19 protein-coding genes are annotated in these 18,585 nt (G+C 73.9%); 8 read left to right on the forward strand and 11 right to left on the reverse strand.

Going from position 1 to position 18,585, the window contains the following annotated elements; translation table 11 throughout:
- Positions 1–79: 79 nt before the first annotated feature.
- The 6 genes from VM324_06330 to mutM form a co-directional block, all read right to left on the reverse strand.
- A complete protein-coding gene (locus VM324_06330; protein ID HVL98887.1) occupies positions 80–523 on the reverse strand; it encodes a response regulator in 444 nt (147 codons plus the stop codon).
- A 102-nt stretch (positions 524–625) separates the two neighbouring features.
- Positions 626–1,759, reverse strand: a complete 1,134-nt coding sequence (locus VM324_06335; GenBank protein ID HVL98888.1) for an NDP-sugar synthase — start codon at positions 1,757–1,759, stop codon at positions 626–628.
- A gap of 83 nt (positions 1,760–1,842) precedes the next feature.
- Positions 1,843–2,676, reverse strand: coding sequence for an ABC transporter permease subunit (locus VM324_06340; GenBank protein ID HVL98889.1), 834 nt, complete (start codon positions 2,674–2,676; stop codon positions 1,843–1,845).
- Positions 2,673–3,752, reverse strand: a complete 1,080-nt coding sequence (locus VM324_06345) for an ABC transporter ATP-binding protein (GenBank protein ID HVL98890.1) — start codon at positions 3,750–3,752, stop codon at positions 2,673–2,675. Before VM324_06345 ends, VM324_06340 begins: the two co-directional genes overlap by 4 nt.
- Before the next feature lie 131 nt (positions 3,753–3,883).
- Positions 3,884–4,255 carry a S1 RNA-binding domain-containing protein gene (locus tag VM324_06350; GenBank protein HVL98891.1) on the reverse strand — a complete coding sequence of 124 codons (372 nt, stop codon included), beginning with the start codon at positions 4,253–4,255 and terminating at the stop codon, positions 3,884–3,886.
- 190 nt (positions 4,256–4,445) lie between these two features.
- Positions 4,446–5,303 carry a bifunctional DNA-formamidopyrimidine glycosylase/DNA-(apurinic or apyrimidinic site) lyase gene (mutM, locus tag VM324_06355; protein ID HVL98892.1) on the reverse strand — a complete coding sequence of 286 codons (858 nt, stop codon included), beginning with the start codon at positions 5,301–5,303 and terminating at the stop codon, positions 4,446–4,448.
- 103 nt (positions 5,304–5,406) lie between these two features.
- Between mutM and VM324_06360 the strand changes: the two genes are divergently transcribed.
- Together VM324_06360 and pruA are read left to right on the forward strand one after the other, a co-directional pair.
- Complete coding sequence (locus VM324_06360) at positions 5,407–5,850, forward strand: hypothetical protein (GenBank protein ID HVL98893.1); 444 nt, start codon at positions 5,407–5,409, stop codon at positions 5,848–5,850.
- 48 nt (positions 5,851–5,898) lie between these two features.
- Positions 5,899–7,521, forward strand: coding sequence for an L-glutamate gamma-semialdehyde dehydrogenase (gene pruA / locus VM324_06365; GenBank protein HVL98894.1), 1,623 nt, complete (start codon positions 5,899–5,901; stop codon positions 7,519–7,521).
- Positions 7,522–7,580: 59 nt separating this feature from the next.
- Here the strand turns inward: pruA and VM324_06370 are convergent, their stop codons facing one another.
- Positions 7,581–8,345, reverse strand: a complete 765-nt coding sequence (locus VM324_06370) for an SDR family NAD(P)-dependent oxidoreductase (GenBank protein HVL98895.1) — start codon at positions 8,343–8,345, stop codon at positions 7,581–7,583.
- A gap of 212 nt (positions 8,346–8,557) precedes the next feature.
- Between VM324_06370 and VM324_06375 the strand changes: the two genes are divergently transcribed.
- On the forward strand, positions 8,558–9,961 hold the full coding sequence (locus VM324_06375) for a 3-deoxy-7-phosphoheptulonate synthase class II (protein HVL98896.1): 1,404 nt from the start codon (positions 8,558–8,560) through the stop codon (positions 9,959–9,961).
- Positions 9,962–9,974: 13 nt separating this feature from the next.
- Here VM324_06375 and VM324_06380 read toward each other — a convergent pair whose 3' ends face one another.
- The gene (locus tag VM324_06380; protein ID HVL98897.1) at positions 9,975–11,156 is read right to left on the reverse strand and encodes a MarP family serine protease; all 1,182 of its coding nucleotides are present in this window, start codon (positions 11,154–11,156) and stop codon (positions 9,975–9,977) included.
- 54 nt (positions 11,157–11,210) lie between these two features.
- Entirely contained in the window at positions 11,211–11,705 is a 495-nt protein-coding gene (locus VM324_06385) for a hypothetical protein (GenBank protein ID HVL98898.1), read from the reverse strand.
- Between the two features lie 47 nt (positions 11,706–11,752).
- On the opposite strand from VM324_06385, the gene serB reads away from it, so the two are divergent.
- From serB to VM324_06400, 3 genes are all read left to right on the forward strand, one after another.
- Positions 11,753–12,976, forward strand: coding sequence for a phosphoserine phosphatase SerB (gene serB / locus VM324_06390; GenBank protein HVL98899.1), 1,224 nt, complete (start codon positions 11,753–11,755; stop codon positions 12,974–12,976).
- Positions 12,973–13,728, forward strand: a complete 756-nt coding sequence (locus VM324_06395; GenBank protein ID HVL98900.1) for a hypothetical protein — start codon at positions 12,973–12,975, stop codon at positions 13,726–13,728. The genes serB and VM324_06395 overlap by 4 nt, the downstream gene beginning before the upstream one ends.
- 67 nt (positions 13,729–13,795) lie before the next feature.
- Entirely contained in the window at positions 13,796–15,007 is a 1,212-nt protein-coding gene (locus VM324_06400; protein HVL98901.1) for a pyridoxal phosphate-dependent aminotransferase, read from the forward strand.
- Positions 15,008–15,071: 64 nt separating this feature from the next.
- Here VM324_06400 and VM324_06405 read toward each other — a convergent pair whose 3' ends face one another.
- Positions 15,072–15,947, reverse strand: a complete 876-nt coding sequence (locus VM324_06405) for a hypothetical protein (protein ID HVL98902.1) — start codon at positions 15,945–15,947, stop codon at positions 15,072–15,074.
- A gap of 226 nt (positions 15,948–16,173) precedes the next feature.
- On the opposite strand from VM324_06405, the gene VM324_06410 reads away from it, so the two are divergent.
- On the forward strand, positions 16,174–16,689 hold the full coding sequence (locus VM324_06410) for a YbhB/YbcL family Raf kinase inhibitor-like protein (protein HVL98903.1): 516 nt from the start codon (positions 16,174–16,176) through the stop codon (positions 16,687–16,689).
- Between the two features lie 64 nt (positions 16,690–16,753).
- The gene (locus tag VM324_06415; GenBank protein HVL98904.1) at positions 16,754–17,608 is read left to right on the forward strand and encodes a Rieske 2Fe-2S domain-containing protein; all 855 of its coding nucleotides are present in this window, start codon (positions 16,754–16,756) and stop codon (positions 17,606–17,608) included.
- A gap of 43 nt (positions 17,609–17,651) precedes the next feature.
- Here VM324_06415 and VM324_06420 read toward each other — a convergent pair whose 3' ends face one another.
- Entirely contained in the window at positions 17,652–18,563 is a 912-nt protein-coding gene (locus VM324_06420; protein ID HVL98905.1) for a DUF368 domain-containing protein, read from the reverse strand.
- Between the last annotated feature and the right edge of the window lie 22 nt (positions 18,564–18,585).

An 18,585-nucleotide genomic window follows, 5' to 3' on the forward strand; every position in this document is an offset into this window, starting at 1 on the left:
TCGCTCTGGCGGGCACGGCGTCCGGCTGCCCCCTCTCCCGGGGGCGCTTCGCTCGGGCAGGCCCCCTGCCAGGGAGCGGCTAAAGGCCGAACTGGTGCTCGAGCTGGCGGAGGAGCTCCGCGCGGCTGAGCTCGGCGCGGCGGACCGCCACGCGCTGGTCGGGGCCGCGGCGGGCGACCTCCGCGACGGTCTGGCACAGAACGATGATGTCGAAGGGCTTCGTGAGGTAGCCGTCCGCCCCGGTGCGGTAGGCCGTGACGTGGTCGGTCTCCCCGGCCTTGGCCGTCAGCATGATGACCGCGACGTCGACGTGGTCGGGGCTGCGCCGCAGCAGGGACAGCACCTCGTAGCCGCTCATGCCCGGCATCATGACGTCGAGCAGCACGACGTCGACCCGGGCCTCGGCGAGGATCGCCAGACCGGCGAGCCCGTCGTCGGCCTCCAGGACTTCGGCGTAGCCCTCGAGGGCCGCGCTCACGATCGACCGGATGACCGGCTCGTCGTCGATCACCAGCACCCGCATCCCGGCTGTCTCCTCTCGTTCCCCCCGGATGTTCGGCCGTCCGCGCGCCCGACTTGAGCGTCTTGCCGGCGTGGGCTGCGTGGGGCTGGAGGAGCGAGGCGACTACGCGGGGGCGTCGACGACGAGAACCCCGTCAGGCAGCTCGACGTCGTTCCACAGGCGCGTGCCCCGCAGCTGGTTGCGGCTGCCGACCACGGTGCGGGCGCCGACGATCGCGTTGCGGAGCACGACCTCGTCGCCGATCCTCGCCCCGGCGCACACGATGGAGTCGATGATCTCGGTCTTGTGGCCGACCTCGACGTCGTCGAAGAGGACACACCCCTCCAGCTCGGCTCCGGAGCGCACGATGCACCGGTCGCCGAGGACCGTGCGGCCGAACAGCTGCACACCCGCCTCGAGGCGTGTCCCCGAGCCGATCACCGCGGGCTGGATCACCGTGCTGCCCTCCCGCTCGACGTCGTCGCCCTCCCAGAGGCCGTCGGCAGTGAGCCGGCCCTCGGGCCACCAGTCGACGCGCCCCTCCATGACGTGGCGGTTGGCCGACAGGTAGAAGCGCGGCCGGCCGATGTCGAGCCAGTAGCCGCCGTCGAAGATGCCGTAGAGCGGCTCGCGCTCCTTCACCAGGCCCGGCAGCAGCCCCTGCTCGAAGGAGAAGAACGAGTCGGGTGGGATGTGGTCGAGCAGGGACGGGTCGAGCATGAGGATGCCCGCGTTCACCAGGTGCGAGCTCGTCTCCTCGGGGACGGGCTTCTCGAGGAAGCGCTGCACGCGGCCCTCCTCATCGAGCTCGAGCACCCCGAACTCATGGACGTTGCGCGCGGACGTGAGCCAGAAGGTGAGCGTCGCGTCGCGCTCGGCGTGGAACTTCGCCATCGTCCCGACGTCGGGGCTCGCGACCACGTCGCCGTTCATCCAGAGCAGGGGGCGGTCGTCGAAGGCGCCCTGATCGGCGCACCAGCGCAGCGCCCCACCGGTGCCGAGAGGCTTCGGCTCGGTGATGACCCGCAGGGTGATCCCCAGCCGCTCGGCCTCCTTCTCCACCCCGCTGAAGCGCTCCGCGTTGTACCCGAGCGCAAGCGTCACGTCCTCGATCCCCGTGGCGGCGAGGTGGCGCAGCTGGTGCTCGATCAGCGGCCGGTTCGCGATGGGCACCAGCGGCTTGGGCAGATCGGCGGTGACCGGGCGGAGCCGCGTTCCCTTGCCGCCTGCCAGTATCACGGCCTGCACGTCAGCCACGAGGCGTCCTTTTTCGTCGGATCTCGCATGATGTTCCGCCGAGGACCCGCACGGCAAACCCTATGGGGCATCCGAACCCTCCGCTACACGAGCGCGAGCGACTCGCGGCGGCATCGCCTGACCGTGGACGACGTGAGGCGCCACAAGACGAGCGCCCCGAGCAGGGCGGCGAGCACGGCGAGCAGCGCCGTGGTCGCGGGACTGACCGCGGCGAGGTCCCACACGCCGTCGAGCGCGAAGCTGTCGCCCGAGCCCGGCACTGGCAGCTGGGGGGCCTCCCCCGTCGGGCTCAGCAGACCGAGCAGCCACGGGCCCACGAAGAACACCGTTACGATGACCGCCAGCCGCAGCGCGCCGCCGCTCTCGACGATCGCGCGCACCGACGGGGCCCGGGCGGACTGCCACACGCCGAAGACCGCCGCGGCGTAGGCGACCACGACCGCCCCGGCCAGGGCGGCAGCCACCACGCCGACCGACGGCAGCGGCGCCGTGGACAGGCCGAGCGCCCGGGCCGCGAGCGCCCCGGGGATCCACACCGCGACGAACAGCCAGCCGCGCAGCGCCCCGTAGAGCGTCGCCGCGGCGACCTTGCCGACCGCGATGCCGGCGTCGGAGAGCGGCGAGGCGAGCAGCGACTCGAGTGTGCCCCGCTCCCGCTCCCCGGCCAGCGAGTCGATGGCGACGAGCCGCGCCGGCAGGAACGCCATGAACACCGCGAAGAAGACCGGCAGGTTCGCCACCGCGGTGAACCGCAGCGGCACGAGCAGGCCGAACAGCCCGACGACGCCGAGGGTCCGGGTCAGCGGCTTGCGGCCCACCCGGCCGAGCAGGTCCCCGAGCTCCTTGCGGAGCACGAGCTGCCAGTCGGGGACGGGCCGGCGGGCAGGCGTCCCGGCGGCACCGGCGGGACCGCTCATGGCGTCCGCGGTTTCACATCCGGCGCCGCCGTGGCTGCGGGCCGCTCACCTGCCCACCCTGCAAGGCCCTCCGCCACGCCGGCGCTGGACGCTCCCCCACCCTCGGCGGGCCACCCCCCTCCCCTCGCCGGGATGGTCGAGGGCCCGGGTGGCGCGGGCTCGTCGCCGTCGACGGTGTCGGAGATGAGGGACAGGAAGGCGGCCTCGAGGGTCTGGTTCTCGGGTTCGACGCGGTGCAGCGCCGCCCCGGCCCGCACGAGCGCCCCGACGACGGGCGCGACGCCGTCGAGACCGTCGACGGTCACCGCGACCGCTTCGCCGCCGATGGCGCTCCACGTGGGACGGGGCAGCGCCGCGGCGGCCGCCTCGAGGACGCCGCGCCCCTCGACGCGGACGCGGGTCACGCGCGCGCCGCGGCGAAGCTCCGCGGGCGCGTCCGAGGCGATCACCCGCCCGTCCTTGACGACGGTGACGACGTCGCACATGCGCTCGGCCTCGGCGAGCAGGTGCGTGGTGAGGAACACCGTCGTGCCCCCGGACACGAGGTCGAGGATCTCTCGACGCAGACCGGCGGCTGCGGCCGCGTCGAGACCGTTGGTGGGCTCGTCGAGCACGAGCAGCTCGGGTCGGCCGACGAGCGCCCGCGCGACCGCCATGCGCTGGCGGATCCCACGCGACAGGTGCTGGGGGCGCTCGTCGAGGCGGTGCGCGAGGCCGAGCTCCTCCACGACCTGCTCGACGCGCGCGCGGGCGGCGGCGCGGTCGAGCCCGTAGGCCGCGGCAGCGAACTCGAGGTTCGCGCGGACGCTCAGGCCCTCGTACAGACCGTGGTGCTCGAGGACGGTCCCCGTGCGCCGGCGCACCGACGCCCCCCCGGCCGGCAGCTCGCGCCCGAGGACCCGCACGGTTCCCGACGTCGGCGCGATGAGGCCGAGCAGGAGTCGGATGGTGGTGGTCTTGCCGGCGCCGTTTGGCCCGAGGAAGCCGAAGACGGTGCCCCGGGGGACCGCGAGGTCGATGCCGTCGAGCGCCCGGGTCGTGCCGAAGTCGCGCGTCAGGCCCTCACAGCGCACCACCTCGTCACCGTCGGGCGGGCCCTTCGACAGCCGAGGCACGGGGGCGTGCCCGGTGACGCCGGGTGATGGTGGAGGGTGGGAGGGGGAGCGGTCCGAAGGCGGCACTCGACACGCCCCCTCGACCGAGCCGGCTACTGGTGGGACCTGCGGCGGCGACGCACCTCGCCCTGGATCATGTCCGACTGGTGCATGAACTTGCGGAGCCGCTGGTTGAACTCCTTGTCCGGCTTCGTCGTCTGCCGGCGCTGCACCTCCTCCTCCCACTGCGGGTCGGCCCGCTTGATCGAGAGGTCGATGCGGCCGTCGTCCTTCACGGCGACGACCTTCACGTCCACCTCTTGTCCCTCGCTGAGGTAGGCGTGGATGTTCTCCACGAAGTCGCGGTCCACCTCGCTGATGTGCACGAGCCCCGTCGTGTCGGGAGCGATCTCGACGAACGCCCCGAAGTCGTGCAGACGGACCACCTTGCCGCGGACGATGCTACCTGGGTGTGCGGACACCATACTCCTCTCGCGGTCACACGCGCCTCGAAGCAACGGTTGACCGCTGATCGCTGTCAGGACGGATACGGAAAGGCTACCAGCCCCGGCGCGGTGCAGACGTCCAGGCTCGGGGACAGCCCATCCGCGTGACCTGCGCGGGCCAGGAGCGCGGCCCTCCGCGGTGGGCCGCCGCCCGGGCACCCCGGCGTGCTCACCGGCGCTGGCACACCCGGCAGTACGTCGTGCCGCGCCCGCCGAGCACGGTCTTCACGAGCGGCTCGCCGCACCGGGCGCAGGGCCTGCCCGCCTGCCCGTAGGCCGTGAGGAAGGTCGCGAACCGCCCCGACTCGCCGTTCACCATGGCGTAGTCGCGGAAGGTCGTCCCCTCGCGCTCGATGGCTTCGGCGAGCACCGCGCGGATGGCCTCCCAGAGGGCCCGCGCGCGCTCGCGGCCGACCCGGCGGGCGTGGGGGTTGACCCGCGCGCGCCACAAGGCCTCGTCGGCGTAGATGTTGCCGACCCCCGCGACGGGCCGCTGCGTGAGGAGGTAGGGCTTCACCGGCATGCGGCTGCCCGCGAGCGCGGCGTGGAAGGCGTCGGGGCGGAACTCCTCGGAGAGGGGTTCGGGCCCCAGCTGGGCCAGGGTGGCGATCGTGGAGTAGTCGCCGGCGTCGACGACGCTGAGCCGTCCGAACCGGCGGACGTCGCGGAAGTGCAGGGCCGCGCCCTCCCCGCCGTGGGGGCCGGCGGGGTCGGCGAGGAGGTGGAAGGTCGCGCGGACGTAGGGGTCGGGGTCGGCGAGGCGGAAGGAGCCGGTCATGCCGAGATGCATGACGAGCTCGCGGTCTGGCGATGAGCGCCCCGCGGGGTCCCCGGCGCCCGGAGCGGGCACCAGCGGCAGGAGGAGGTACTTGCCGCGGCGGTTCACCGCGCTGATGCGCCGGCCGGCCGCCTCGTCGAGGCGGCTGAACCGTCGCTGCGGTGTGGCCTTTACGCCGACGATCGTGCGTCCCGTCAGCAGCGGCGCGAGCTGGCGGCGAATGCTCTCGACCTCGGGCAGCTCGGGCACGCGCCCATGATGCCGTGTCATGGTTCAGGCAGGCTCCTTGCCTGCCGATCACCTGGGAACCGGCAGCCGCGCACGCGGCAGCCCCGATCCCGAGCCGACTTCCATGGGTGTGGTGCACGGTTTCCATCAGCTGCCCGGCGCGGGGTCGCGGCAGTTCGACCCTGGTGCCGTGGAGCTGTTCCTGCGCGCCCAGTCGGCATGGCTGGGCCAGGGACTGGCGCGCGCCTTGGACCCCGTGGCCGTGCGCATCGTGCTGGCCGCCCACGACGCGTCCCACCCATCGTGGCTCGGCGTCATCGCCGCGACGCAGCAGGCCCTCGGCGCCGCCCCTGGCCAGGCGCTCGCCGGGTTGTACGCCTTTCACGGCCGCGTCGCCGGGTGCCTCGAGCGGGGCCCCGACCCGCTGCTCGACGCCTTGGTGGCCGAAGGGGTAAGACGGCTGCTCTCCGTGCGTCTCGCCGCGTTGACCGAGGCGGCGGTCGCCGCGTCCGTCGCGCCGGGAGCCGTCGTAGGCGCCACGCCCGCCGAGGCTCGGCCCGCAGGCTAACCTCGGTCGGTACCACCCGCGTCGGTAGCACCCGCGAAGGAGGTCGCCATGACCGACGTCGTGCCCTCGGTTCCCGACGCCGCCAACGAGCCGGTCCGCGCCTACTGCCCCGGTAGCCCCGAACGTGCCGCACTCGCCGACCGGCTCGCCGCGATGGCCGAGGAGCGGGTGGAGGCGCCGGCGGTGATCGCCGGGCAGGCGGTCACCGGCGGCGAGACATTTCCGGTCACCGCCCCGCACGACCACCGGCTCGTGCTCGCCGACGTGCACGCCGCGGACGCGGGACGGGTCAGCCGGGCGATCGACGCAGCGCTGCAGGCCGCGCCCGCCTGGGCGCGCACGCCCTTCGAGGAGCGCGCCTCGGTGCTCCTGCGCGCGGCCGAGCTGCTGGCCGGCCCGTGGCGCGACACGCTGAACGCCGCGACCATCCTCGGACAGTCGAAGTCGTGGCAGCAGGCCGAGATCGACGCCGCCTGCGAGCTCGTCGACTTTCTCCGGTTCAACTGCCACTTCGCCCAGCGCCTCTACGCCGAGCAGCCGCTGTCCGTCGCCGGCGCGTGGAACCGGATCGACTACCGGCCCCTCGAGGGCTTCGTGCTCGCGGTGACGCCGTTCAACTTCACCGCGATCGCCGGCAACCTGCCCACCGCGCCGGCCCTGCTCGGCAACGTCGTCGTCTGGAAGCCGTCGGAGAAGCAGGCCCTGGCCGCACACCACACCATGCGCCTCCTGCAGGCCGCGGGCCTGCCCGACGGCGTCATCAACCTCGTCCACGGCGACGGGGCGCTCGTCACCGACGTGGCGCTCGACCGTCCCGAGTTCGCGGGGCTGCACTTCACCGGGTCGACGGCTGTGCTGCGCCACCTGTGGCGCACGGCCGGCGAGCGCATCGAGCGTTACCGCTCCTACCCCCGGCTCGTCGGCGAGTCGGGGGGCAAGGACTTCGTCGTCGCGCACGCGAGCGCCGAGGTCGAGCCCCTCGTCGTCGCCCTCGGCCGCGGGGCGTTCGAGTACCAGGGCCAGAAGTGCTCGGCGGTCTCCCGCGCCTACGTCCCCCGCTCGCTCTGGCCACAGGTGCGCGAAGGCATCGCCGACCTCGCCCGCGCCCTGCCCATGGGCGACCCGGCCGACCCGGCGACGTTCCTCGGCGCGGTGATCGACGGCACGGCCTTCCGCAAGCACGTCGACGCCATGGCGAAGGCCCGCAGCGTCGGCAACGAGGTGCTCGTGGGGGGCGGTGCCGACGACGCCTCCGGCTGGTTCGTCGAACCGACCGTCCTGGTCACCGACGACCCGAAGTCGGAGACGATGACCACCGAGCTGTTCGGGCCGATCCTCACCATCCACGTCTACGACGACGCCCGCTGGGAGGAGACCCTGTCGCTCGTCGACGCCACGAGCCCCTACGCCCTGACCGGTGCGGTGTTCGCAACCGACCGCAAGGCCCTCCAGGAGGCCGGGGCGGCGCTGCGCAACGCCGCGGGCAACTACTACGTCAACGACAAGCCGACCGGCGCGGTCGTGGGCCAGCAGCCCTTCGGGGGCGCCCGGGGCTCGGGCACGAACGACAAGGCCGGCAGCGCCTGGAACCTCCTGCGGTGGGTCTCGCCACGCACCGTCAAGGAGAACTTCGTTCCGCCGACCGACTGGCGCTACCCCCACATGGGCTGACCGCGGCTGGTGCGCGGGGCACGCCACACCGACCCCGAACCGGAGACGTTTGCGGCAGGTCAGCGCGGGCCCATCCGCAGGGCGCCGTCGAGGCGGATGACCTCGCCGTTCAGCAGCGGGTTCTCGATGATGTGGCGCACCAGGGCGGCGAACTCGTGTGGACGGCCGAGGCGCCTCGGGTGGGGCACCGCGGCCGCCAGCGAGGCGCGCACCTCGGCGGGCAGGGCGGCGAGCATCGGCGTGTCGAAGGTCCCCGGCGCCACGGTGGCGACGCGGATCGCGCGGTCGGCGAGGTCGCGCGCCGCCGGGAGGGTGAGCCCGACGACGCCCGCTTTCGACGCCGCGTACGCCGCCTGCCCGATCTGGCCCTCGAAGGCGGCGATCGAGGCGGTGTTGACGATGACGCCGCGCTCCTCGCCCACAAGGTCCTGCTCGGCCATGCGGGCCGCCGCGAGACGCAGGACGTTGAAGGTCCCGACGAGGTTGACCTGGACGACCGTGGCGAACACGTCGAGGGGCAGCGGGCCTTGGCTGCCGAGCACCCGTCCGGCGGTGGCCACGCCCGCGCAGCTGACCGCGATGTGCAGCCCGCCGAACGCGGTCACGGCCGTGTCGACCGCGCGCTCGACGTCGCCGGGGACGGTGACGTCCGTGGGCACGAAACGCGCCCGGTGGCCGAAGGCGGCCTCGGCCGACTTGCCGTCGGAGGTCGGCAAGTCGGCGATGACGACCCGGGCGCCCGCATGGACGAGCGCCCGGACCGTCGCCTGACCGAGCCCCGACGCGCCCCCGCTCACGAGTGCGCCACTGCCGCCGATCTGCATCTGCCTCTCCTGTGCGCGAACGCTCGCATGCCCGCCGGAACCCGCCACCCGAAGCGTACCCGCGCGGGCTGGGCCCTCCGACGGGGCCCGGGTAGACGAGGCGGTCCCCGGGAGGGCTCGAGGCGCGGCTTCGGCGAAGGCTCCGGGCGGGGTCCGGCCGGCCCGCGGGGGCAGGCTTTGCGCGGGGCACCGACCGGTGTGAGCATGGGGCCATGACCTCAGGGCAGACATTTCCGCCTGGGGCGGTTTCGCCGCCTGCCTCCGCCGGCGCGCGCGTGCCGGGGTGGTCCCCGGACTCGTGGCAGAGCCTGCCCGCGGGCCAGCAACCCGCCTGGCCGGACGAAAGCGCGTTGAAGGCCGCCCTCGCCGAGCTCGCCGCCCAGCCCCCGCTCGTGTTCGCGGGCGAGTCCCGCGCTCTGTGCAACCAGCTTGCGCAGGCCGCGGCCGGCAAGGCCTTCCTGCTCCAGGGCGGCGACTGCGCCGAGACCTTCGCCGCCTTCAGCGCCGACGGGATCCGCGACAAGCTGAAGATCCTCCTGCAGATGGCGGTGGTCCTCACCTACGCCGCCCAGATGCCGGTGGTGAAGCTCGGCCGCATCGCCGGCCAGTTCGCCAAGCCGCGCTCGTCGGACGTCGAGACCGTCGACGGCACGGTCCTGCCAGCCTACCGGGGCGACGCGGTCAACGCCCTCGACCCCACCCCCGAGGCGCGGGCGCCCGACCCGGCGCGGCTGGTGCGCTGCTACCACCAGGCGTCGGCCACCCTGAACCTGCTGCGGGCCTTCACCCGTGGGGGGTTCGCGGATCTCGAGAAGGTCCACGTCTGGAACCAGGAGTTCGTGGCGGCGAGCCCCCAGGGTCGGCGCTACGCCGCGATGGCGGAGGAGATCACCCGCGCGTTGGCGTTCCTGCGGGCGTGCGGCGTGAACGTCGAGAACGACCCGACCTTCCACACCGTCGACTTCTGGACGTCGCACGAGGCGCTGCTGCTCGGCTACGAGCAGGCGCTGACGCGGCGGGACTCGCTGACCGGTGACTGGTACGACTGCTCGGCGCACATGCTGTGGGTCGGCGAGCGCACCCGCGACCCCGACGGCGCGCACGTGCACTTCCTCGCGGGGGTGCACAACCCCGTCGGGGTGAAGCTCGGCCCGACCGCGACACCCGAGGAGGTCGAGGCCCTCGCCGCACGCCTCAACCCGGACGGCCGGCCGGGACGGCTCACGCTCATCACCCGGATGGGCGCGGACGCGGTGGAGGAGGCGCTGCCACCGCTCGTGCGCGGTGTGCGCGACCTCGGGCTGCCCGTCGTGTGGTCCTGTGACCCGATGCACGGCAACACCTTCACGACCGGCGGCGGCTACAAGACCCGGCGCTTCACCGACGTCCTGCACGAGCTGCGGGTCTTCTTCGGGGTGCACCACGCCGAGGGGACGATCCCCGGCGGCGTCCACATCGAGCTCACCGGCGAGGACGTCACCGAGTGCCTCGGCGGCGCCCAGGGGATCGCCGACCTCGACCTCGCCACCCGCTACGAGACGGCCTGCGACCCGCGGCTGAACAACCAGCAGTCGCTCGAGCTCGCCTTCCAGGTCGCGGAGTGGCTGCGCGGCTGACGGCGTACTGGGGTCAGAAGCGGCAGGGGCCCGTGCCGACGACGGCGTTGCGGGCGACGGCGGCTTCCACGTCGGGGCGCACGCGCTCGGCGGTGAGCGCATAGCCGGTGACGGGGTCGGCCGGGGCGGCGGCGAAGACGACGCCGCCGACCCCTCCGGCACTGGTCACGAAGGGTCCGCCCGAGTCGCCGCGGCGGACCTCGGCGCGCAGGGTCAGCACCTCACGCGTCACGTTGCCGCGCCCGTAGATGTCCCGGCCGACGGCCTGCTGACGCGAGCGCACCGTCGCAGGCTTCACGACGAGCTCGCGCTGGCCACCGGGGAAGCCGAGCGTCGCGCCCTGGACGTCGCGGTCCACCGGCTGCGGCGACCACCCGATCGCCGGGGCCGCCGTGCCCGGCGCCGACACGACGGCGAGGTCGAGGGCGGGGTCGTAGTGCACGGCCACGGCGTCGTGCGTGCCGCTCGGGTCGCGCACGGTGAGCGACTGCCCACCGGCGATGACGTGCGCGTTCGTGACGACGAACCCCGGCTGGGTGACGAAGCCGCTGCCCGTGGAGATGCCGCCACAGCCGCTCGCCTGCACCTGCACGGTGCTCGCCTGGCCTGCGGCCGCAGCGGCGGCCACGGCCCCCTCGGCCGGCGGGTCGACCGGCGGGGCCGTCGCCCCGCCGGCGATGCCGCTGAACACCTGCGGGAAGCCCTGCTGGTCGAAGTAGGTCCCGACACGGCCGAACACGTCCGGCGGCGGTGGCAGAGCCTGGTCGAGCCGCGCCAACACCGCCGACTCCCGGACCTGCTGTGCGACCGCCCGCAGCGGAGCCTGGGAGAGCGGCTCGCCGAGCAGCCAGATCGCGAGGACGAGGGTGAACAGCCCGACGGCGATGCCCGCGGCCCGGTCCACCGGTGCGGCGCCGACGCCGGCCGCGACCGCTCGCAGCCGCAGGCCGAGCGCGAAGCCGATCGCCTGCCCGAGGATGAAGCTCGCCAGCAGGATCCCGAGCGTGACGAGGGCCAGCGTCGGCCCGGGGCCGTCGACGAAGCGGGACGCGATGTCGGGGGCGAACTTCGCCCCGAGGACGATGCCGATCACCGCCCCGCCGAACGCGGCCACCTGCGACAGCGCGCCCTGGCGGAAGCCCCGCACCGCGGAGTACAGGATGAGCAGCACGAGCAGCAGGTCGAGGAAGTTCATGGTGGCAACTGTAGATGAGGGGCGAGCCGGGAAGACCGCATGCGGCGGCGCATGTCAGACGAGCGCCCTGATCTCGCCCGCGGAGGCGTGCAGGACGGCGCGTGCAGCGTCGTGCAGGGCCGCGTGGTGGCGGCGGAACGTCTCGATCTCGTCGGCGTCGCGACCCGGACCGGGACCGGTCGTCGCCGGGTCGGCCGGCTCGTCGAGGGCGGCCAGCGCGGCGTCCCAGTCGGTCTTGGCCGCGGCGTGCCGCAGGTGCATGGCGGGAGCCTGCAGCAGCGCCCGCTCGAGGTCCTGGATGACGGTCAGCACGACGTCCGTCGTCGTCCGCACCCCCGGCGTGGTGAGCAGGTGCAGCGCCTGCAGCTTGCGCATCGCCATCGCCATCACCAGGCGCGGGTCGCCGAGCTCGGCGACCGCGGAGTCGACGGCACGCAGGTCGACCGTCACCGACGAGGGGACCCCGAACCACTCCCGCAGGAGATCGAAGAGCTTCTCCGCCGAGGCGCGGGCCGCGAGCAGCTCCTGGGGCTTCGGAATCTCCTGCATCGTCGCGGAGGCTATCTCAGCGAAGCCGGCCGCTACCCTGCGGGTCGATGGACGACGCCACCGCACTGCTGCTCACCGTCTCGGGCCGTGACCGGCCCGGTCTGACGTCCGCCCTGTGCGAGGAGCTGGCCCGCTGCGGCGCCCGCATTCTCGACATGGAGCAGGTCGTCATCCGCGAGCGCCTCACCCTCGGCATCCTCGTCTCCCTCGGGGGCGACGAGGACGCAACCTGCCAGGCGGTGGCGGAGCGGGCCGCGTCGATGGGGGTCAACGTCGAGTTCGAGCCCATGGCCGCCCGCCGCCCCCGCACGGAGGCGCCCCGCCACTACGTGACCATCCTGGGCCAGCCGCTGCGCGCCGGGGCGATCGCGGCCATCACCGGCCGCCTCGCCCGGCTCGGCGCGAACATCGAGCGGATCGTGCGTCTCGCCCGCTACCCGATCCTCGCGTTCGAGCTGCTCGTCTCCGGGGGCGACCCCGAGCGGCTGCGCGCGGACCTCGCCGTGGAGGCCGCCGCCCAGCATGTCGACGTCGCCGTGCAGCCGGCGACGCTGTACCGGCGCGCCAAGCGGCTCATCGTGATGGACGTCGACTCCACCCTCGTCCAGGGAGAGGTGATCGAGGCGCTCGCGGCCTCCGCCGGCTGCGCGGGCCGGGTGAGGGAGATCACCGCGCGGGCCATGGCCGGCGACCTCGACTTCGAGCAGTCCCTCCGCGAGCGCGTCGCCCTTCTCGAGGGGCTGCCAGTCGGCGCGCTCGACGAGGTCCGTGACCATCTCGTGCTCACCCCCGGGGCCCGCACGCTGCTGCGCACGCTCAAGCGCCTCGGCTACGTCACCGCGATCGTGTCCGGGGGCTTCACGCACATCACCGACGACCTCAAGGCGCGCCTGCACCTCGACTACGCGGCGGGGAACAGCTTGGAGGTCGTCGACGGCCGCCTGACCGGACGGCTGCTCGGGCCCGTGATCGACCGGGCCGCGAAGGCCGACCGGCTCGAGGCGTTCGCGGCCGACGCGGGCATCCCGCTGTCCCAGACGGTTGCGGTCGGCGACGGCGCGAACGACCTCGACATGCTGACCCGCGCCGGCCTCGGCATCGCCTTCAACGCGAAGCCCGCGGTCCGCAAGGCGGCGGACACCGCCGTCAGCGTGCCCTACCTCGACGCGATCCTCTTCCTGCTCGGCATCACGCGCGAGGAGATCGAGGCCGCCGACGCGGCCGACCGTGCTCCGGGCCCCCCGCCTGCGGGTACGATCCCGACGCGATGAGACTGCTGCGAACCCGACAGGAGGTGGTGTTCTACGCCGACCGGCTCGGGTTGCTGCTCGGCGCGGACGCCGACCGCCTCTCGGCGATGCGGACCGACGCCGACAGCGTGGACCTGCTCACGTGGAACATCTTCGCCTCGCTCGGCACGCACGTCGACGAGCAGTGGCTGGCTCACCGGCTGAACCCCCTGGGCGGGGCGCGCGTCCGGGCGCCCGTGCGGTTGGCGTACTGGACCGGCCGCCACCGCGAGCCGCTGCTGCGGCCCAGCCACGCCTACGTCGCCGCCCTGCGGGAGCGGTCGGCGAAGGCCGGCGGTGGCGGCGCCGGCGTCGTGGCGTTCACCGAGCCGGTCGAGGTGCCCGTGCGCATCGAGTCGCCCGAGACGCTCGTGCTCGTCGACACCGTCGGTCACCGGCAGCCGCGTGGGGCCGGGGGGCGCGAGCGGGTGCTCGAGCTCATCGACGCCGGCCTCGACCATGCCCGCCGCCTCGGGTGCTCGCTCTCCGTGGCGGTCGTGTACCCGTCCGGCACGCCGGCTGCCGGTGACCTGTCGGCGCGGATCAACGAGCTCCGCGACCCCGCGACCCTGCGTGCCGAGCTCGGCAACCGGGCGCTGGCGCCGGTTGCGCTACGGGAGCTCAGCTGGCAGCGCCTCGTGAACATCTGGGAGGCCGAGCGCGACTACCTCGACCTCGCCGGCCAGCCCGTCAAGGCGTTCCTGTCCCACCTCGAGCAGCGGGGCCTGCGGTAGCCGTCGCGGACGCAAGCGCTGCTGCACGCCGCCGACGGCCCGACCGACCCGAACGAACGGACCCTCCATGACCACGACCACCGGCGCGGCCACGTCCCGGCGGCTGCGCGACCTCAGCGAGTCGGTGACCCTGGCGATCACCGCGAAGGCCAAGGCGCTGCGGGCGCAGGGCGAGGACGTCATCGGCTTCGGCGCCGGCGAGCCCGACTTCCCCACCCCCGCGCACATCGTCGCCGCCGCGCAGGCGGCCTGCGCCGACCCCGTCAACCACCGCTACTCCCCCGCGGCGGGGCTCCCCGCCCTGCGCCGGGCCATCGCCGCCAAGACCGCCCGCGACTCGGGGCTCGACGTCGACCCCGCGGAGGTGCTCGTCGCCAACGGCGGCAAGCACGCGCTCGCGAACGTCTTCCAGGCGCTCGTCGACCCCGGGGACGAGGTGCTCCTGCCGGCACCGTACTGGGTGAGCTACCCCGAGCAGATCCGCCTCTCGGAAGGTGTGGTCGTCGCGTTGCCGACCGACGCCGCGTCGGGGTTCCGCGTCAGCGTCGACCAGCTCGAGGCGGCCCGCACGCCCCGCACGAAGGTGCTCGTCTTCGTGTCGCCGTCGAACCCGACGGGCGCGGTCTACCCGCCCGAGGAGGTCGAGGCAATCGGCCGGTGGGCCGCGGACGCAGGCATCTGGGTGGTGACCGACGAGATCTACGAGCACCTCGTGTACGGCGACGCCACGCACGTGTCGCTGCCGGTCGTCGCTCCGCAGGCCCGCGACCGCTGCGTCGTGGTCAACGGTGTGGCGAAGACGTACGCGATGACGGGATGGCGCGTCGGCTGGTCGATCGCGCCCGTGCCGGTGACCCAGGCCATGACGCGGCTGCAGAGTCACACGACGTCGAACGTCGCCGGTGTGACGCAGGCGGCGGCGCTCGCGGCCCTCGAAGGGCCCCTCGACGAGGTCGCGCGCATGCGCACCACCTACGACCGTCGGCGGCGCGTCACCCACGAGCGGCTGTCGTCGATCGAGGGCGTGACCTGCCCGCTGCCCGAGGGCGCCTTCTACGCCTTCCCCTCCTTCGAGGGCGTCCTCGGCCGCACCATCGGCGGGCGGGCCGTGCGGACGTCGCTCGAGCTCTGCGACGCGCTGCTCGAGGCGGCGCGGGTCGCGCTCGTGCCCGGCGAGGCCTTCGGCGCCCCGGGCCACGCCCGGCTCTCCTACGCACTCGGTGACGAGGACCTCGTGCGTGGCCTCGACCGGCTCGCCGAGGCGTTGTCCCCGGCCTGAACTCAAGCCGCCCGTCCGGCTCCGCCGCCGTGTCACGGGCGTGACGGCGGAGCCGCCGGGGGATCTACAGCCGCGGGGCGGTGACGAGCGTGAACGTGGTCCCCGTGCGATCCTGCGCTTGGCGGAGCTGCGGGCCGAGGCGGGTGACGCCGACGAGGCCGAGGTCAGGGCCGGCGAGGTGCACGCCGACGGTGACGAGCACGCCGAGGGCTCGCCCGTCGGCGCTGTTGACGGGACCACCGGAGTCGCCGAAGAGCGCCAGGCCGTTCACGAAGGCCTGGTCGGGGTCGCCGAGCCCGAGCGCCACGCCGGTGCGGGCCGGCACCGTCTGCCCGAGCACGAGCCCCTGCCCGTAGTGCTGCACGATGACCGGGGCGCTCGTGAGGTCCTGGTTCACGCCGGTGGGCCCGCCGAAGTGGCACATCTGCGGGTTGGCGGCGACACCCGGGTCGAGGCGGACGAGCGCGAAGTCGCGCGCCCCCCCGAGCACGGCATACGCGAACTCGCCGACGCGCTGCCCGCTGGCGTCGCGCGCCTCGGGGCCGGTCCCGGCGGCCCAGGCGTTCTCCGAACCCGTCTCGGTGAGGATGCAGTGCCCGGCGGTGCCGATGTAGCGCCTGCCGTCGCTGCCGGTGAACAGGTAGTTGAACGTGCAGGCGCCGGTGTCGCTCAGCACGCGCGCTCCGGGCCGCACGCCGGTGCAGGAGCTGGACAGCCCGAGCGGTGAGGCGGCCCGCCCTTTCAGGAGCCCGGTGACCGAATCGACGAGGGAACCGAGCAGCACGGGCGTGCCGTCGGCGACCGTGGGACCGCACCGGTCGGGTGCGGAGGAGCTCGACGCCTTCGGCGACGAGGGGGCGGCGGCCGCGGGGGCGACGCTCATGACGGCGAGGCTCAGAGACAGCACGACGAGGAGCAGGCGTGGACGCATGCGGATCATCTTCCTCTGCGTGAGGGAACGGCGGCGGGGGTGTAGCGCTTGCACAGTACCTGAGTCCGGCACCTAGTCAAGGGCCATCCACCTCACCACCACCCACGCTCGTTCCAGCGAACGGGTAGCGGCGCCACTAGGCTGAACCGGGTCCACGCCGACGAGCGGTTCTGGCGGTGGAGACGTGATCCTCCGTGGGGGCGCGCAGAAGCCGGCGGTGTGGGTAGGAGAGGTCATGGCCTGGAGCGAAACGACGACCACAGGAGGACCACGAGCCATGGCGGCCTTCCGCCTCACCAGCCCGGCGTTCGAGCATGATGCCGAGCTGCCACTGCGCTACACCGGTGAGGGCGACGACCTCTCGCCGCCGCTGAACTGGGCGGGAACGCCGCCGGGGACCAAGGAGCTCGCGCTGGTCTGCGACGACCCGGACGCCGAGACCGGCGTGTTCACGCACTGGGTCGTGTACGGGCTCGCCCCCGACGTCACCGGCCTGCCCGAGGCGATCCCCGGTGACGCGATCATCGAGAGCGAGGAGGTCTCCCTCGTCCAGGGACTGAACGAGTTCGACGAGGTGGGGTGGAGCGGGCCCGTGGCCAGCGACGAGCGCGGCCCCCATCGCCTGTTCTTCCGGCTCTTCGCGCTCGACACCGAGCTCCTCGACCTTCCGCCGGGCGTCTCGCGCGCCGAGCTGCGGACCGCCGCAAAGGACCACATCATCGAGCAGGCGCTGCTCGTCGGCATCGTCTGACCCTCCGCCGCACACGCCCGCGTCCCCGCAGGGCGGCAGGGCGGCGCGACAGAAAGGCCGCGACATGTCAGTGCTCGAAGACCTCGCCGAGCGGCTCGGCCGCAATGCGGCCCTCGACCGGGTGGTGGGGCCCCTCGACCGGGCGCTCCGCCCCGTGCTCGACCGCCGCCCCGTGAAGGATGCGCTGAGCGGCACCTGGCTCGGCCACCGGCTCCACCCGCTCGTCATGGTCGTGCCGCTCGGCTCCCTCATCTCCTCCGGCGTGCTCGACCTGTTCGGCGGCGAGGAGGCCGAGGCCGCTGCCGACCGCCTCCTCGGGGTCGCCGTCGCATCCGCGGTCCCGACCGCCGCCGCGGGCCTGTCCGACTGGCTGCACACCGACAGCGGGGGCAAGCGGGTCGGCGTCGTCCACGCGGCGTGGAACACCACGGCGGTCGCGCTCGCGGTCGCCTCGCTGCGCGCACGCGCCGCCGGCAACCGGCGACGGGGCAAGGCGCTTGCCATGCTCGGGCTCGCGGCCGTGGGCTCCGGCGGCTACCTCGGCGGTCACCTGAGCTATGCGATGGGGGTCGGCGTCAACCACAGCGCCTTCGTCCAGGGCCCGAGCGACTGGACCGACGTCGCGGCGGTCGACGACCTCCCCGAGGGCCGCGCGGTGCGCGCCACAGCCGGTGACGCGGCCCTCATGCTCGTGCGCGAGGGCGAGCGGATCCACGCCCTTGCCGACCGCTGCGGCCACCTCGGCTGCTCGCTCGCCGACGGTGCGGTGCGCGAGGGCGTCGTCGAGTGCGGCTGCCACGGCAGCCGTTTCCGCCTCGCCGACGGCAAGGCCGTCGGCGGTCCGGCGGCGGCGTCCCAGGCGTCCTACGAGACCCGCGTACGCGACGGTCGGGTCGAGATCCGCGAGAGGATGGCCTAGCTGATGCGCTCGGTGCGTGACGGCGTCCATGCTCGTGATGGTGTCATGCGGCTTCTCCTGGTCCGGGCGGGTGGGTGGCGGGGCTCGGATTCCTCCGGCCGTCTGCAGGGAAACGCCGGCCCTGCTCCCGGCGAGCCGCCACGGCGACGAGCACGCTGACCGCCGCGAACCCGGCGACGGCGAGCGCCCCGACGAGCAGCACGTGTCCCGTGTCCGACGGCGGGGACAGGAGCCCCCGGTCGGCGTCCACCCACGGCCAGAGCGCACGCAGCGCACCGGCCATGAGCCCGACGAGGGCGGCCATCGTGACGTCATGGCGGCGTTGGAGCAGCCAGCCGAGCACCTGGGAGAACGCGCCGAGGCCGAGCACCGCGCCGACGCCGAAAGCCGCGACGTAGCCCACCCGCAGGTCACGTGCGGCCTGCAGCGTCGGCTCGTACATCCCCATGGCCTCGAGCAGGAAGGCGCCGCTCACGCCGGGCAGGATCATGGCGCAGATGGCGACCGCAGCGGCGGCGGCACCCTGCCAGGCGGCGGGCTCCGCGACGACGCGCGGGGGGATCCCGACGAGCGCGAAGGCGACCGCCGCGGCGCCCACCACGATCGCGACCTCCCGCAGGCCAGGCCGCGCGATGCGCCGCCACGGCAACGGCACCGATGCGACCACGAGACCGAGGAACAGGCCCCGTGTGGGGGCGGGGTAGGACTCGAGCAGGGGAGGGATGACCACCGTGCCGATCGCCAGCGCCACGGCGATCCCGCCGGCGAGCGGCAGCACGAGGCCCCACTCGACCTCGCGCAGGCGCAGCGCCGCGGCGGCGCGGATGGAGGCGATCAGCCGGGTGTAGATGCCGACGACGAGGGCCATCGTGCCGCCGCTCACGCCGGGGATGACGTCCGCCGCGCCCATCAGCGCGCCCTGGGCGAGATGGGTGAGGGTTGGGGGGATGCGCATGAGGCGGCAGGCTAGCGGGTCG

This window comes from Egibacteraceae bacterium, assembly GCA_035540635.1.
In the GTDB taxonomy this organism is placed as follows: Bacteria; Actinomycetota; Nitriliruptoria; order Euzebyales; family Egibacteraceae; genus DATLGH01.

Bases quoted from the DNA above. Each gene is read 5' to 3' on its own strand.
- VM324_06330 (HVL98887.1), bottom strand. From the start codon at position 523: ATGCGGGTGCTGGTGATCGACGACGAGCCGGTCATCCGGTCGATCGTG.
- VM324_06340 (HVL98889.1), bottom strand. From the start codon at position 2,676: ATGAGCGGTCCCGCCGGTGCCGCCGGGACGCCTGCCCGCCGGCCCGTC.
- VM324_06350 (HVL98891.1), bottom strand. From the start codon at position 4,255: ATGGTGTCCGCACACCCAGGTAGCATCGTCCGCGGCAAGGTGGTCCGT.
- VM324_06360 (HVL98893.1), top strand. From the start codon at position 5,407: ATGGGTGTGGTGCACGGTTTCCATCAGCTGCCCGGCGCGGGGTCGCGG.
- pruA (HVL98894.1), top strand. From the start codon at position 5,899: ATGACCGACGTCGTGCCCTCGGTTCCCGACGCCGCCAACGAGCCGGTC.
- VM324_06370 (HVL98895.1), bottom strand. From the start codon at position 8,345: ATGCAGATCGGCGGCAGTGGCGCACTCGTGAGCGGGGGCGCGTCGGGG.
- VM324_06375 (HVL98896.1), top strand. From the start codon at position 8,558: ATGACCTCAGGGCAGACATTTCCGCCTGGGGCGGTTTCGCCGCCTGCC.
- VM324_06380 (HVL98897.1), bottom strand. From the start codon at position 11,156: ATGAACTTCCTCGACCTGCTGCTCGTGCTGCTCATCCTGTACTCCGCG.
- VM324_06385 (HVL98898.1), bottom strand. From the start codon at position 11,705: ATGCAGGAGATTCCGAAGCCCCAGGAGCTGCTCGCGGCCCGCGCCTCG.
- serB (HVL98899.1), top strand. From the start codon at position 11,753: ATGGACGACGCCACCGCACTGCTGCTCACCGTCTCGGGCCGTGACCGG.
- VM324_06395 (HVL98900.1), top strand. From the start codon at position 12,973: ATGAGACTGCTGCGAACCCGACAGGAGGTGGTGTTCTACGCCGACCGG.
- VM324_06400 (HVL98901.1), top strand. From the start codon at position 13,796: ATGACCACGACCACCGGCGCGGCCACGTCCCGGCGGCTGCGCGACCTC.
- VM324_06405 (HVL98902.1), bottom strand. From the start codon at position 15,947: ATGATCCGCATGCGTCCACGCCTGCTCCTCGTCGTGCTGTCTCTGAGC.
- VM324_06410 (HVL98903.1), top strand. From the start codon at position 16,174: ATGGCCTGGAGCGAAACGACGACCACAGGAGGACCACGAGCCATGGCG.
- VM324_06415 (HVL98904.1), top strand. From the start codon at position 16,754: ATGTCAGTGCTCGAAGACCTCGCCGAGCGGCTCGGCCGCAATGCGGCC.
- VM324_06420 (HVL98905.1), bottom strand. From the start codon at position 18,563: ATGCGCATCCCCCCAACCCTCACCCATCTCGCCCAGGGCGCGCTGATG.